The organism is Allocoleopsis franciscana PCC 7113, assembly GCF_000317515.1.
Lineage (GTDB): Bacteria > Cyanobacteriota > Cyanobacteriia > Cyanobacteriales > Coleofasciculaceae > Allocoleopsis > Allocoleopsis franciscana.
Genome location: NC_019738.1, coordinates 814,373 through 827,517, shown reverse-complemented (window position 1 = coordinate 827,517; position 13,145 = coordinate 814,373). Strand labels below are relative to the sequence as shown.

Genomic DNA, 13,145 nt, shown 5'->3' with positions numbered 1-13,145 from the left:
CGTTAGGTTGGCTTGCTCAAAAAGGTGTTTGATGCGAAAATTCTATCTCTGTACTTTTTCCATTCACCTCTCTTAAGCAATAACGGTGAATAGGGTTGTCTATCCTAAGTAGGATTTAGGCATTGCCAATAAAGATTCCTCCTGAGAATATCAATCTTCCTGAGGATACAAGAGTAGGTGATCGGATTCATTATGTCTGAATGTACGGAATACTCTTCAACCCCGTTGATTCATTAAGTAGAACCGATTTAATCCACGCAATTACTTGGAGAAGATGGCATCCCATGTTTTCACCTTTATCCTTTGAAGCTCACCAACAACTTGCTAACCTAACTTGGGTACTACAAAACTGTCGCGCACAAGTCCTAGATAGTAAAGTCGCCTGCCTACAAGCAAGGCAAGCTTGCCAGAGTTGCAACCTGCAACTAGCATCCGCGCACTTGGAAGCATCCATTAATCATGTCCCCCAAGAAAAGCTTCTTGCCGCCTTTAGACGGCGCTTATCAAAGCTGAAGCAAATGCATCGAGAACTCAATTTAGACACCATCCAACTGGATCTAGCTGCCTTGACCGATGAGTACAACGCGACGCTATATCATATCGAGGTTGTGCAGGAGGGTTTGATGTCTTTGATTGATCGATATCACACCTATTGTACTGCTGGACTTCTCGAAGACTTTTACCAGTTTGAGCCAAAACGCATCACTACCTTCTTTGAAGAAAAATTCACAGGAGTTGCGTAGTAATATTCCTTTAGATCGATACATTTACAAGCAAAATCTACCTTGCTGGAAAGACGAACTGATAAAGCCTGACATCAAGAGACCATAGATTAACGCTGGTTTAAGAGAGCTATTTTCATAGGATACAAAATAAAAATTCAGCCCCTAAAAACAGGGGCTGTTTCCCAACAAATATTAATCAGAGTGATTTATGTTTAGAGTCTTTATAAGGCTGACTCCATTTGAACTTAAGTTAATTTTTATCAGGAATTTGTTCATTTCGCTCGTTTTCTTTACAATTTCTTTGGTTTTCTCAGCAATATTACTCAGGAAGTGGCACAGATGTTGATTCTGAAGGTGCTTCAGCCGCTTTCACGAGTAGCGATGCCAAGATGCATCCACCTTCCCAATCCCAGCCTTCCCGGGATTCGTTGGGGGTATAGTGCGCCCAAGCCTTGCCCTCCGTATCTTGATAAAAATCCGTAATTTCTGCTTTCGCTTTACTCCCCCAAGGCGAAGTGACTTGAATCATGTCTCCCGCGTTAAACACCTCTCCCGCCTGGTTCGTTGCGCTGTCGAGTACCTGAATCGGCTTGGGTTCTGGGCGAGTAGGGCGAGAAGGACGGCGGTATAAATTCTGGCTGCCTTCAGGTTGGTCAATACGGTTTGGCTTGTCTTGGTTCATAGAGTTTAGCGAACGTGATTAAAATACCCTTAACCACTTTACCGAAGGAGTGAATGCTATTCAGAAAGGATTACCCTGTAAAAGATCATGCTTAACTCAGAGGCTTATCCTCACAGAGCATGATCATTCTAGAAATCTGGATAATACTGTAGAAGATTTTATAAATAGGACTTACGTCAAATTGACCACTCGATATCCCCAGGATGAGTAGGGTACATCTCGACGCCTACATTGAGATTAGGTGCGTAAGTCCAGATGCAGTCGCAGGAAGAACAACCCCATGCTTTCTCGTATTAAAGACTTAGCTGAAAAATTAGCACCGCGCCTGATTGAAATCCGGCGTCATCTCCACTCCCACCCTGAACTGAGTGGACAGGAACAGCAGACAGCCGCTTATGTGGCGGGTGTGCTGTCTTCCTGCGGTATCGTTGTGCAAGAGGCGATCGGTAAAACCGGGGTGATTGGCGAATTGGTGGGTGGTACGGATGACCGCTTGGTGGCAATCCGCACAGATATGGACGCGCTACCCATTACCGAACGCACCTGTCTCGAATTCGCGTCCCGCAAGCCAGGAATTATGCACGCCTGCGGTCATGATGTGCACACGACAGTTGGGTTAGGCACAGCAATGGTGCTGTCCCAGTTGGGCGAAATGTTACCCGGTAATACCCGCTTTTTATTCCAACCGGCGGAGGAAATTGCCCAAGGTGCCAATTGGATGGTGCAAGATGGGGCGATGAATGATGTGAGTGCAATTTTTAGCGTTCATGTATTCCCCTCCATTCCCGGTGGTTCATTAGGAATTCGTTATGGGGCATTGACAGCGGCAGCGGATGATTTAGAAATTTTTATTATGGGAGAATCCGGTCATGGTGCTCGTCCCCATGAGGCTGTTGATGCGATTTGGATTGCCTCGCAGGTGATTACCACGCTTCAGCAAGCGATTAGCCGCACCCAGAATCCGTTGCGACCAATAGTCTTGACAATTGGACAGATTAGTGGTGGAAGGGCACCGAATGTGATTGCCGACCAAGTACGATTGGCGGGAACAGTGCGATCGCTCCATCCTGACACTCATGCCGATTTACCGCAGTGGGTGGAAAAGATTGTCGCGAATGTCTGCAACATGTACGGTGCTCGTTACGAAATTAATTACCGCCGGGGAGTGCCTTCGGTACAAAATGACTTGGCTTTAACTCAATTATTGGAGGAGTCAGCCAAAGAAGCGTGGGGAAGCGAACGGGTGCAAATTTTGCCCGAACCATCAATGGGTGCTGAAGACTTTTCCATCTATCTAGAAAATGCCCCTGGTACTATGTTTCGCCTAGGTGTGGGGTTCCCGGATAAACCCAACTACCCACTGCATCACCCTGAATTTGAAGTGAATGAGTCTGCGATCGTGACGGGTGTTGTCACTATGGCCTACACAATTTACCAATATTGGCAAAAACGCCGTTAGGATGTTCTACCTACTGACAGATTAGCCTCGGTCGTGTTTCGACTAATCTAGGATTGTCTCGAACACAGGAAAAATCTGTAGATATGGCATCCTCTACTCCCCTTCAAGGATTGGAATTAGTTGATTGTGCGAGAGCTAATGCTAAGCAGGGAATTGAAACGGCGGCCATGCAGTGTGGTTATGGCGATAATCTTCACAGGTTCAGTCAAGAACTGAAGCAAGCTTGCGATGATATGGGCGTTACATTTAATGAACTCACCGATTTAATTACAGAACAAGACGCCCTAATTAAAACTGAAGGCGAGATTGTTGCGCCAGAAACAGAAACTATTCTTTAATCTTGCACATTTGGGATGCTCTCTGTGGCAGGACATTCCATCTGAAATAACTGAAAAGTTACTGCCACTAAGCTTCGCTATAGTGGCAGGGGAATTGAATGACTCAACCACTGCCTTGCCCTAACGCCCTAGCTTTTCCCGTGCCTGCTGGCGCAGGTTGATGATGTCTGGGTTATTCGGTTGAATTTGTAGGGCTTTGTCCATAGAAACGATCGCATCATCAAATCGTCCGAGTTTCCAGAGGGCGGCACCCCGATTCCCCCAGGCATTGGCAAAACCGGGCTTGAGTGCTGTGGCTTTATCAAAGGCGGTAACTGCCTCGGTAATGCGATCGAGTGCTAAGAGTGACACGCCCTGGTTATTCCAGGCTTCCGCAAAATTGGGTTTGACCGCCGTCGCCTGTTGGTAGAGTTTGAGCGACTCATTGAAGCGCTGCTTTTGGTCGAGGGCGCTACCTTTGCTCCACAGGGCTTCTGGGTAGTTAGGGTTGATAGCGAGGGCTTGATTGCAAGCTGCGATCGCATCATCTGGTTGTTGCACGGAATTCAGGCTATAGCAGCGTCCCCAGTGCGCTTCTGCCAGTTTAGGATTGAGGGCGATCGCTTGGTCATATAATTCGATCGCTTTCTGGAACTGTCCGGCTTCCCGTGCGCGATCGGCTTGCTTCACAAATTCTCCCACCTGAGGGGCTGCCGGAGAAGGAGCAGATTTAACCGTCGTCGGCACTGAGGCGGGTGCTGATTTTGGGGCGGACGGTGCGGCGCTGGGAGTCGGAGAGGTTGGGGTGGCAACAGGTGAAGCAGTAGGAGAAGGGGCTGTAGAGGTTGGGCTGGCGGTTGCCTCAGAACTTGCCGTGGGTGAACTAGCCACTGTTGGTGATGCAGGCGTTTCATCCGGCGTCTCGCTGGGACTTGCCGTGGGTGAACTGGCCTCTGTGGGCGACACAGACGATTCGCCAGAACTTGGATTAGAACTAACCCCAGGTACCTCACGACGGTCAATGGTTTGATTGGCAAATTGCGGGGATAAGAAGGTTTTCGTCATCAAGAACGTCGCCCCCACAGTCCCTAAAACAGCCAGAATCGACAAAGGAATGAGCAGTCGTCTCTGGCCTCCTTTTTGGGGGGCAACGGCAGTGGGTACTGCACTGACGGATGAGTGCTCAGGGCAAGGGAATTTACCCACAGGAACTGTAGGGTCTGTGTGGGTGCTTGGTGTTTGGGAGTGAGAGGATGCTGCTGAGGGTGCCAAAAAATTCGTCGCCGATTGCTCATAACCAGACCCCGTGGATTCCATTGTTTGGGGCGGCGGGAAGGGGTTTGTGGGGGCTTGCCCTAAACCAGAACCTGTGGATTCGTGACTATTGGCTGAGGATTGCCGTTTTTGCGTCGGCAGTTCTCCTAAATCTTCCGAGAAGGGCGGGGAAATCGGGCCAAATTGTGTTCTTGATGTTGATAGATTCCGCAGTGCCACAAGTGCTTCTGCCGCTGTGGGATAACGGGCACGGAAGTCATAACGCACCATGCGGTCAAGAAACTCCGCGAGTTCAGCGCTGACATGAGGGGCGCGATCGCGCCAGCTAATTTCCCCCGTCTGGTCGTCTTCAGCCAAGTTCCTGGGATGAATCCCTGTCAACATCTGAATCGCAATAATGCCAGCCGAGTAAATATCGCTGCTAAAGCGGGGATTTCCGCCCAATTGTTCTTTGGGGGTATAACCTTGAGTGCCAATGGAAATCGTTCTTGTCTGCCCCGTTTGAGGATTAACAATTTGTGTGCTGACTTGCTTGACCGCCCCAAAGTCAATTAGGACAATTTTGCCATCCTGTCGGCGACGCATCAGATTGGAAGGCTTGAGGTCGCGGTGAATCACGTTTTGCTCGTGGACAAAGGTCAAAATCGGCAGGAGGTCTTGCAAAAAGGCAATCACCTGAGTTTCCGACCAAGGCTGTCCTCCCTTCATCTCCTGAGTCAGGGGTTCCCCATCAATTAATTCCTGGGCGAGATAGAACTCCTGATTTTCTTCAAAGTGTGCCAACAAGCGGGGAATTTGGTCGTGGTTGCCCAACTGGTAGAGGACTCTCGCTTCTACATCAAACAGGCGTGTTGCTGTTTGAAAACTTTCAGCATCACTAACTTGGGGCTTTAGCTGTTTGACGACACATTGAGGATGATCGGGCAGATGCAGGTCTTGTGCCAAAAAGGTTTGACCGAATCCACCCGCCCCTAGTTCGCCAATAATTTTGTAGCGTCCGCCTAAGGGCTGATCTGGGTTTGTTCGTTTAAATAAAGCTTTCATTTCGATTGTTCTACTCTCAGCCAGTCCAAATCAAGCGAGTAAAGCGTTTCAGATTTTCACAGGACTTATGAACCCTGACAGCGTTTCAGGTATTAGTTACCTCAGCTTAATATACATAGCCGCTTAGGTTTGAGACGTTTAAATCGATTAATTAGATGCCAACCCGTGTTTTTAGTTTAGGCTACGGACGTTGGAAAATTGAAGCGATCGCCCTTTGAAGCCGTGATGACATCTAAAAATCTGAGGAACTCAAACTTCACCCAATTTTTTTAAGGCTTCACCGTGACGGGTGTACCCAGTTTGACTTGCTCGTACAAGGCAACAACATCTCGATTACGCATCCGGATGCAGCCGTGGGAAACTGCCTGTCCCACCAACTTTTCGGCAGGAGTGCCATGAAAGCCAATGGAGTTACGTCCATCCGTCCAAAAACCGATCCACCTGGCTCCTAATGGATTATCAGGGCCTTCCAAGATAACTTTACCTGTCCAAGGCTCCTCCCAAATGGGATGGGGCTGCATATCCATCACTTTATAGTTACCTGTGGGGGTTTCCCATCCCGCTTTGCCAATGCCGATCGGGTAACTGATTTTCAACTTTTTGTTCTTATAGACATAGACTCGGCGATCGCCTAGTTTAATCACCAAGTGAGTACCCTTACTCAGACTTTTTGGATCGATCACCTGAGAGGGACGCTTTACCGATGACTTTTTAGAAGCAGGCGGTTTTTGTTTCCCATAAGGCTTTAGGGACTGAGGTGGGTTGGTTGGCACCGTCTTTTTGGCAACGATGGGTGTCTTTGCTGGCGACTGAGGTGGGTTGGTTGGCACCGTCTTTTTGGCAACGATGGGTGTCTTTGCTGGCGGCTGAGGCTGGCTGATTTTCGCCGTGTCTTTCACCGCGATGGGTGTCGTTGTTTGGGGCTGACGAATAAGCAGAAAAATCATTCCACTCAAGCCGAGCAACATGAAACCTGCAACTTGGAATTTCTGTCTCAGCATCGCTCAATATTTTTGGCGAAAGAATATTTACAAAAATCAAGGTTTTATAGCTACCCTATAACCATTTCTCCAGAATTGCATTATTTTTTTCCGGATGTTTTTGTTCTTAATTGTATTAATAATGTATAGGTTTTCTCAGAATGTTTTTTTACAAGAAAAACCTTGCCAACCTTGAATACCGTTGTTAGGTTGGTGTCTGATTATCGACGCTTTAAAGTGAGGAGAACGTGCGGATTCATACCAAGACAGTATTCACTGGTCTAATGCTGCCACTTTTGATTTCGGCAGTGTCAGCGCATCCAGCCAACGCTATCAATTTAGATGATGCAAAGTCACCTAAATTCTTGATCAGTCAAGCAACTCAGGCAGGAGAGCTTGCCGGATCTATCAATAGCATTAACGGTCAAACAGTAGAGTTTGCCCAGTCGAATGGTCAAACCAGAAACATCACCATTAGTCGGCGAGTCATTAATCGCCTGGGTTTGAGAGCCGGCTCTCGAATTGCCGTAAGAGTCAATTCGCGGGGTGTGGCAACGACCGTGAGGGTAATTAGACCGATAAGAGCGCTTGGGTAATATTACAAAAATGCGACGGGAAAGTCCATTTCTTAAAGAGATTGGAGCAACCGTCGCTTCGTTATGATTATGAGTAAATGAAGTGCTTAATCCCTTTCTGATGAATTGAATAAGTCAGTAGAGGGATTATTTTTTGGACATACTCAGAAAGTTATATCCATTTTCACAAACAGAAATAGTACGCCTGCATATAATAGGGTCACCCTCATAAAAACCAAAATTTAAGGTTTTATCTATTTATTGTTTACCTTTTTCTTTCTTGCTTTTACCTGTTTCCTTTTCTTGATTGTCGTCATAGCGACCAAGTTCTCGTCGTGCTTTCTGTAACAAATTATTAGCATTTGTGTGATTAGGGTCAATTTCGATGGCCTTTTCGAGTGAGGCAAACGCCTCATCATAGCGCCTAAGTCCGAAGAGAGCATTACCCCGGTTGGCCCAGGCATCTGCCCCCTTGGGCTTGAGTTGAGTCGCTTTGTCCAAAGCCGCAAATGCCTCATCGAAGCGATTCAATTTCAAGAGGGCGACTCCCTGATTATTCCAAGCGTCTGCAAAATCGGGCTTAAGTTGCAGCGCTTTCTCGTAGAGTTTGAGTTCTTCCTGGTAGTTCTGTTCTTGGTGAAGGGCGTTACCTTTGCTCCACAGCGCTTCTGGGTAGTCGGGGTTAAGGGCAAGTGCTTGATCGCAAGCCGCAATTGCATCTTGTGGCTTGAGCATCTGGTTAAGGCTGTAGCACAGTCCCCAATGAGCTTTTGCCTCATTGGCATTGAGTGCGATCGCTTTTTCGTAAGTCGCGATCGCTTCCTGATAATTTTCAGCTTCCCGCAGGCGATCGGCTTGACTCAAGAGTTCTGTTGCCTGTTGAGGATCGGCGCTTTTATTTCCACTAACAGCAGCAACACTATTTCCTGGAGTAGTGGTTTGAGGCGTTTGAGGAAATAACAAACCCTTAACCACCCACAAACTGGCACCCAGCGCGACAACGCCACCCATAATCGGCAAAAGCTGATTGGGAGATTGCTGTCCGCTTCCTGGCAAAGTCGCGGTTGGTTTTGATCTGGCGACAGGCGGGGATAACGGCTTGGGGCCAGTAGCAACAGTGGGTTCTGAGTGTTGAGAACCTGACGTGGGGGGAGTGGGCTGGGGGAAAGGTTCGGTGCCAGCGGCAATGGTAGGAGTGGAGTGTTGAGAGCCTGACGTGGGGGTAGTGGGCTGGGGGAAAGGTTCGGTGCCAGCGGCAATGGTAGGAGTGGAGTGTTCTGAGGTTGGCGCGGCATTGGGTACTGTGGGAGGGGTAGGACTTGGCGCGACGCCCCTAATCGGTACTGTCGCCCCAGTAGCTGTGGCAGGAGCTTGCCGTTCCAATCCAGGGACTGCGCCCGAAGCTTCTGGTAGCGGTTGGGGGAGAGGCACCGATTCCAACAAATGGGCGGGTAAACTCCGCAATGCTTGTAAAGCATCGATCGCTGACACGTAACGAGCGCGAAATTCATAGCGCACCATCCTGTCAAGAATAGAGACGAATTCAGGACTCACCTGTTGGATGCGGTCATGCCACACCACTTCACCTGTATTCCCATCTTCGGGTAGGAGCCTGGGGTGAACACCCGTTAACGCCTGAATGCCAATCATGCCGACGGCGTAGACATCACTGCTAAACCGGGGATTTCCCAGTAATTGTTCCTTTGGCATGTAACCGTGAGTGCCAATGGAAATCGTCATATTGGTTCGTCCCGTTTTGGAATTGATCATCTGGGTGCTGACTTGCTTGACAGCCCCAAAGTCAATGAGGACGATTCTGCCATCTCGTCGGCGGCGGATGAGATTGGATGGCTTGATGTCACGGTGGATCACCTGCTGTTGATGGACAAACGATAGGACGTTTAAGAGATCTTGCAGCAGGGCGATCACTTTAGCTTCCGACCAAGGCTGACCTGATGCGAGTTCCTCGGTGAGTGGATTGCCCTCAATTAATTGCTGGGCTAGATAGAATTCTTGATTATCTTCAAAGTGAGCTAATAAGCGGGGAATTTGGTCGTGATTGCCCAGATTATAGAGAACTTGAGCTTCCGTATCGAACAGGCGTCTTGCTGTTTGCAGGCTCTCGACATCACTGACTTGAGGCTTGAGCTGTTTGACTACACATTGGGGTTGACCCGGCATGTGCAAATCGTGTGCGACAAAGGTTTGACCAAACCCACCGGCGGCCAATTGACTAATGACTTTGTAGCGTCCGCCCAGGGGTCGATCTGGATCGGTCGGCTGAAACATACGTAAAAGGTTCATTCAGGTGCATCCCAAATTTGCAAGGATATAGCTCACGCACGCCTGTAAACTTCATTTCACCAATACCCCAGGAACTAGATTGGTTAAATTAGGATGCACCTATTCCCCTGGGGGTCTTTTATTGTAGAGCGATGGTTATTTTACTGACTTAACCGTTAAACGATGCAATTTGATGTTGGTGTTAAAGTGTGGTAACCCTCTGCCGAGCAATGGACATCGTTAATTGGGCACCCAGAGATTGTAGTCGGCAGATGACAGACCGGATGTATTTTACTATGGCAGGCATGTACAACCAAGCTACTCAATCGAGGCGTAGCGATCCGGACTTCTTTACCAGTATAGGGTTGGATTTAGATAAAACTCCAGATGTGTTGCGGTTTGAACGACTGTTCTACCTTGGGTTTCAGTTCAATTTTGAGGTGACGGTGTGGAGAGGTTCCGGCAAAACAGGTTGACTTCTGCATACAGAGATAAGCAGGGCAAACTCTACAGGAACCTCTAGCTTTTTTTCCAACTAAATATCATGTCTTGTTAGAGAACCACACGATGCGGGAGTTGGTCGTGAGGAATGCGAGTTCCTGGAAGTGGTGCTATGAAGCGCTCACGACAAACATGCTTCGATTAAGGCTAATCAACTGAACATCTGATACGTTGCAAGGGCTTATCCTTCGATTCCTGATTGAGAGTCAAAGACCACGACAAAGGAAGCGTTGGGTATTTGTTGGCGTAAAAAGTGGACGTGTCCGTCTGCATCAGAGCGATGGCGGAACCGACCCACAATGGTTCGTTGCATATCGGGAAGGAGGCGGACAATCGTCCAAGCTTGGAGACGTTCTTTGTAGCTCATAGAATCCCTGGAATCCATTATGATGAAGACACTGAAAAATTGGGCAGACCTTTACCGGAAACGCAGGTGAGTATCGAGGGGTGTCTGCCCACTGTTATGTTCGTGAAAAGATTACTACAATCGATTAAATGAAGCGATTGATTTGAATCGCGTATATGATGATATGTCAGCGAGAAAATCAAGTCAACAGCCAGAGGAAAATGACTCTCCGTTGAAAAGGCTGCGCGAACAGGCAAATCTGACTCAGGAGCAGTTGTCAGTTGGTTTAGGAGTCTCCACGTCTACGCTGAGACGTTGGGAAAACGGGGATGTTGAACCGGCAATGACTCGCGAACAGTGGGCCGTATTTTGTGAGTTACTGGGTGTTCCGTTTGAGCAATTACCGCAAAAGTTGAATTTGCGCTCGCAATAATCTCACTTGATTGAAGGAAAGAGGAATCGCTCTTTGCCTTTTGTCTAACATGCCACACTAGAAGCAAGGATTTGGGCAGATCTCAGGAAGCTTGGGTTATGACAATCTCTACCGAGAAAAAGGTTTGGACAGATGAGGAATTTATGGCACTGTCCAAAGATGGACATCGCTATGAGTTGGTGAATGGGGCGCTTGTGGATATGGGCAATTCAGGGATGGAGCATGGTGGAATTGGCTCATTGCTGGGGGGGCTTCTGGCAATCTATGTTCGGCAACAAAAGTTGGGAACGGTTTGCGATTCGAGTACAGCGTTTACCTTAAAGAATGGGAATAAGCGATCGCCGGATGTATCTTTCGTTTCTAGAGAACAGCTCAAGGGCTTAAAGCGTCCGCCTCGTGGTTTCTTTCAAGGCTCTCCTGATCTCGCGGTTGAAATTCTTTCACCTAGCAACACCGTTGAGGAAATTCACGACAAGATTGTTGAATATTTTGAGAACGATACTCGCTTAGTCTGGGTGATTCATCCCGATGAAAAATATGTGCTGGTTTACCATTCGCCCGAACCCGATCGCTTTCTTCGTCCTCAAGATGCGTTAGAAGGTGAAGCGATCGTTCCGGGCTTTTCCATGTCTGTTGCTGAACTGTTTGAAGAGTGGGATTTTTAGCGATCGCTCATCCGCAACTTTCTGAATCCCTGGTGCAATGCCGAAGGCGGTATGCTCTTCGACCATGCTTTGCAAACGCTTCGCGACCATCGCTCACCCAAAATCTGCTATTCTAATCAACTGATCTCAATCAACAATCACAACCTCATCCTTACCTAACTTACCTCTAAACTAAACCCCGGCAAAACATCCTCCCCCGACAACACCACAGGTATTCCCACCACTTCCACTTCTTGCCCCATGCGATAAATCTCCACCTGTTTATCCTTACTATTAATCAGCCAACCCAAGCGCAGTCCACTCGCTAAATACTCCTGCATCTTGTTCTGTAGCGGCTTTAACCGATCACTACGAGAACGCAATTCAATCAAAAAATCCGGGCAAATCGGGGGAAATCCCTCCCGTTCCTCCTGACTCAACCCTTGCCACCTAGACAACTGCACCCAAGCCACATCGGGAGAGCGATCGCCCCCTTCGGGTAAACTAAAAACAGTCTGAGAGCTAAACACTACTCCTAACTGAGTTTGTTCATTCCAGATAACGACCTTCGCAATCAAACTTGCTTCTTGATTGCCACCTTCACCACCAATAGGTGTCACAATTATCAACTCTCCTTGAGGCGAACGTTCAAGCTGTAAATCCGGATTCGCCTGACACAATTGAAAAAACTGCTCCCGCGTCAGGGTGGTAATTGGCTCTAAATTCAATACTGTTGTCATCGCCTTACCTTTTTATCATTGACGGCACCATTGGGAGCGTTGAGGGTTTCGATGTTGAAAATAGTGGTCGTCTGTCCAACCGCAGCCTCTTGCTCTCCATTTTTAGTGTCTAATTTCGACAGTGCCTTTTTTGCTTCTTCTCAAGAAGCTGGTTGTCTTCTGAATAGTTCGTCTTTCAGTGTAAACTCATGTTAGGTCTTGCTTCCTTCCAGGATCACTATGAGAAAGTCTCATGTTTTTGCAATAGGTCTAGGCAGCTTTGTCATGCTTGGGCTGGGAGCGCTTATAGCCAGCACTGTATTAGAAAAGCCTGCATCGTATACACCACCGATTGAAAAGGATTCTTTGGTGGAGCCAGAACCGGATACAAAAGACTCCGATGATTTACTTGCCAAAGAAAGAGCTGAACTAGAAGCAGAGAAACGTCGGTTAGAAGAGCTGCGTCAGCAAGAAGAAGCAGCGCAGCAACGCGCACGAGAGCAAAGGATCGCTAGTACAACACAGGCATGGAAAGACTTACTGAATGTCTACATATCTTTCAATCAACTCAATCAACCTGGCGGAAATAAGAATGCATCTGATATATCTCTTCTCTTCAAGAATGCTGTGAATGATATCGCGAGCATCTCAACCGCCAATGTAGACCCTCAGCTGGTGGAGTTAATAGATGAGAGTGAAGATGTCTTTACAGACTTTTATCAGCTCATTGATACGTACCAACAGCAAGTAACCGAGCAAGACAGTGCTCTTGGCGCTGATGCCCTCACTGCTTGTGTAAGTTCAGGAATGGAGGCGGAGACTCCGTTGGGCGCTCTTGGTAAGTGTTTGGTAGGCGGTTTTGCAGGTGGCGCTTCGAGTGCGATCAAGGCAGAAGGTTCACGCGCTCGGCTAGATGCTGATACAGCGATGAATATAGAACAGCTACAAGCGCGTCTTAAACAAATAGCGAACAAACTCTCTCAGATGCCTAAGTATTTAGATTCAGAGTACGGTATCAGACTTGAGTAACACAAATATTGGTTCTGGTGATGTGTGAAAGCTGAGTTGTTGGGGCTAGAATTCCCACTGCCAGCAGACGCTAGACTGCATAACCTGCAAACCTTGAGAACTATGGCAGCAAGCGACGAATATACAGAATGGC

General features: G+C 47.9%; 14 protein-coding genes. 8 read left to right on the top strand and 6 right to left on the bottom strand.

The genetic code is table 11. The features are described 5' to 3' along the window. Positions 1 to 284: 284 nt before the first annotated feature. Positions 285 to 743, top strand: coding sequence for a hypothetical protein (locus tag MIC7113_RS03500; protein ID WP_015180798.1), 459 nt, complete (start codon positions 285 to 287; stop codon positions 741 to 743). A 301-nt stretch (positions 744 to 1,044) separates the two neighbouring features. On the opposite strand, the gene MIC7113_RS03495 is transcribed toward MIC7113_RS03500, so the two are convergent. After that, entirely contained in the window at positions 1,045 to 1,407 is a 363-nt protein-coding gene (locus MIC7113_RS03495) for a hypothetical protein (RefSeq protein WP_015180797.1), read from the bottom strand. A 280-nt stretch (positions 1,408 to 1,687) separates the two neighbouring features. Here MIC7113_RS03495 and MIC7113_RS03490 point away from each other — a divergent pair, with 280 nt between their 5' ends. Continuing rightward, the gene (locus MIC7113_RS03490) at positions 1,688 to 2,866 is read left to right on the top strand and encodes a M20 family metallopeptidase (protein ID WP_015180796.1); all 1,179 of its coding nucleotides are present in this window, start codon (positions 1,688 to 1,690) and stop codon (positions 2,864 to 2,866) included. A gap of 83 nt (positions 2,867 to 2,949) precedes the next feature. Then, positions 2,950 to 3,204, top strand: a complete 255-nt coding sequence (locus tag MIC7113_RS03485) for a hypothetical protein (RefSeq protein WP_015180795.1) — start codon at positions 2,950 to 2,952, stop codon at positions 3,202 to 3,204. 120 nt (positions 3,205 to 3,324) lie between these two features. Here the strand turns inward: MIC7113_RS03485 and MIC7113_RS33015 are convergent, their stop codons facing one another. Together MIC7113_RS33015 and MIC7113_RS03475 are read right to left on the bottom strand one after the other, a co-directional pair. After that, positions 3,325 to 5,502, bottom strand: a complete 2,178-nt coding sequence (locus MIC7113_RS33015; protein ID WP_015180794.1) for a protein kinase domain-containing protein — start codon at positions 5,500 to 5,502, stop codon at positions 3,325 to 3,327. 269 nt (positions 5,503 to 5,771) lie between these two features. Then, positions 5,772 to 6,503, bottom strand: a complete 732-nt coding sequence (locus MIC7113_RS03475) for a L,D-transpeptidase (protein ID WP_015180793.1) — start codon at positions 6,501 to 6,503, stop codon at positions 5,772 to 5,774. A 263-nt stretch (positions 6,504 to 6,766) separates the two neighbouring features. Here MIC7113_RS03475 and MIC7113_RS03470 point away from each other — a divergent pair, with 263 nt between their 5' ends. Then, the gene (locus tag MIC7113_RS03470) at positions 6,767 to 7,078 is read left to right on the top strand and encodes a hypothetical protein (protein WP_155897917.1); all 312 of its coding nucleotides are present in this window, start codon (positions 6,767 to 6,769) and stop codon (positions 7,076 to 7,078) included. Positions 7,079 to 7,315: 237 nt separating this feature from the next. Here MIC7113_RS03470 and MIC7113_RS33010 read toward each other — a convergent pair whose 3' ends face one another. Continuing rightward, on the bottom strand, positions 7,316 to 9,361 hold the full coding sequence (locus MIC7113_RS33010; protein WP_015180791.1) for a protein kinase domain-containing protein: 2,046 nt from the start codon (positions 9,359 to 9,361) through the stop codon (positions 7,316 to 7,318). A gap of 209 nt (positions 9,362 to 9,570) precedes the next feature. Between MIC7113_RS33010 and MIC7113_RS35880 the strand changes: the two genes are divergently transcribed. Next, positions 9,571 to 9,816: a hypothetical protein gene (locus MIC7113_RS35880; RefSeq protein WP_015180790.1), complete on the top strand. Its 246-nt coding sequence runs from the start codon at positions 9,571 to 9,573 to the stop codon at positions 9,814 to 9,816. A 206-nt stretch (positions 9,817 to 10,022) separates the two neighbouring features. Here the strand turns inward: MIC7113_RS35880 and MIC7113_RS03460 are convergent, their stop codons facing one another. Next, positions 10,023 to 10,208, bottom strand: a complete 186-nt coding sequence (locus tag MIC7113_RS03460; protein WP_015180789.1) for a hypothetical protein — start codon at positions 10,206 to 10,208, stop codon at positions 10,023 to 10,025. Between the two features lie 142 nt (positions 10,209 to 10,350). Here MIC7113_RS03460 and MIC7113_RS03455 point away from each other — a divergent pair, with 142 nt between their 5' ends. Both MIC7113_RS03455 and MIC7113_RS03450 read left to right on the top strand, forming a co-directional pair. Then, the gene (locus tag MIC7113_RS03455; RefSeq protein ID WP_015180788.1) at positions 10,351 to 10,620 is read left to right on the top strand and encodes a helix-turn-helix domain-containing protein; all 270 of its coding nucleotides are present in this window, start codon (positions 10,351 to 10,353) and stop codon (positions 10,618 to 10,620) included. Positions 10,621 to 10,718: 98 nt separating this feature from the next. Next, positions 10,719 to 11,285: a Uma2 family endonuclease gene (locus tag MIC7113_RS03450; RefSeq protein WP_015180787.1), complete on the top strand. Its 567-nt coding sequence runs from the start codon at positions 10,719 to 10,721 to the stop codon at positions 11,283 to 11,285. Between the two features lie 155 nt (positions 11,286 to 11,440). On the opposite strand, the gene MIC7113_RS03445 is transcribed toward MIC7113_RS03450, so the two are convergent. Next, positions 11,441 to 12,004 carry a Uma2 family endonuclease gene (locus MIC7113_RS03445; protein ID WP_015180786.1) on the bottom strand — a complete coding sequence of 188 codons (564 nt, stop codon included), beginning with the start codon at positions 12,002 to 12,004 and terminating at the stop codon, positions 11,441 to 11,443. A 264-nt stretch (positions 12,005 to 12,268) separates the two neighbouring features. On the opposite strand from MIC7113_RS03445, the gene MIC7113_RS03440 reads away from it, so the two are divergent. Then, complete coding sequence (locus MIC7113_RS03440) at positions 12,269 to 13,012, top strand: hypothetical protein (RefSeq protein ID WP_041779878.1); 744 nt, start codon at positions 12,269 to 12,271, stop codon at positions 13,010 to 13,012. Positions 13,013 to 13,145: the final 133 nt, after the last annotated feature.

What these genes read in the sequence shown, in the direction of transcription:
- MIC7113_RS03500 (WP_015180798.1), top strand. Translation starts at nt 285, where the DNA reads ATGTTTTCACCTTTATCCTTTGAAGCTCACCAACAACTTGCTAACCTA.
- MIC7113_RS03495 (WP_015180797.1), bottom strand. Translation starts at nt 1,407, where the DNA reads ATGAACCAAGACAAGCCAAACCGTATTGACCAACCTGAAGGCAGCCAG.
- MIC7113_RS03490 (WP_015180796.1), top strand. Translation starts at nt 1,688, where the DNA reads ATGCTTTCTCGTATTAAAGACTTAGCTGAAAAATTAGCACCGCGCCTG.
- MIC7113_RS03485 (WP_015180795.1), top strand. Translation starts at nt 2,950, where the DNA reads ATGGCATCCTCTACTCCCCTTCAAGGATTGGAATTAGTTGATTGTGCG.
- MIC7113_RS33015 (WP_015180794.1), bottom strand. Translation starts at nt 5,502, where the DNA reads ATGAAAGCTTTATTTAAACGAACAAACCCAGATCAGCCCTTAGGCGGA.
- MIC7113_RS03475 (WP_015180793.1), bottom strand. Translation starts at nt 6,503, where the DNA reads ATGCTGAGACAGAAATTCCAAGTTGCAGGTTTCATGTTGCTCGGCTTG.
- MIC7113_RS03470 (WP_155897917.1), top strand. Translation starts at nt 6,767, where the DNA reads ATGCTGCCACTTTTGATTTCGGCAGTGTCAGCGCATCCAGCCAACGCT.
- MIC7113_RS33010 (WP_015180791.1), bottom strand. Translation starts at nt 9,361, where the DNA reads ATGAACCTTTTACGTATGTTTCAGCCGACCGATCCAGATCGACCCCTG.
- MIC7113_RS35880 (WP_015180790.1), top strand. Translation starts at nt 9,571, where the DNA reads ATGGACATCGTTAATTGGGCACCCAGAGATTGTAGTCGGCAGATGACA.
- MIC7113_RS03460 (WP_015180789.1), bottom strand. Translation starts at nt 10,208, where the DNA reads ATGAGCTACAAAGAACGTCTCCAAGCTTGGACGATTGTCCGCCTCCTT.
- MIC7113_RS03450 (WP_015180787.1), top strand. Translation starts at nt 10,719, where the DNA reads ATGACAATCTCTACCGAGAAAAAGGTTTGGACAGATGAGGAATTTATG.
- MIC7113_RS03445 (WP_015180786.1), bottom strand. Translation starts at nt 12,004, where the DNA reads ATGACAACAGTATTGAATTTAGAGCCAATTACCACCCTGACGCGGGAG.
- MIC7113_RS03440 (WP_041779878.1), top strand. Translation starts at nt 12,269, where the DNA reads ATGCTTGGGCTGGGAGCGCTTATAGCCAGCACTGTATTAGAAAAGCCT.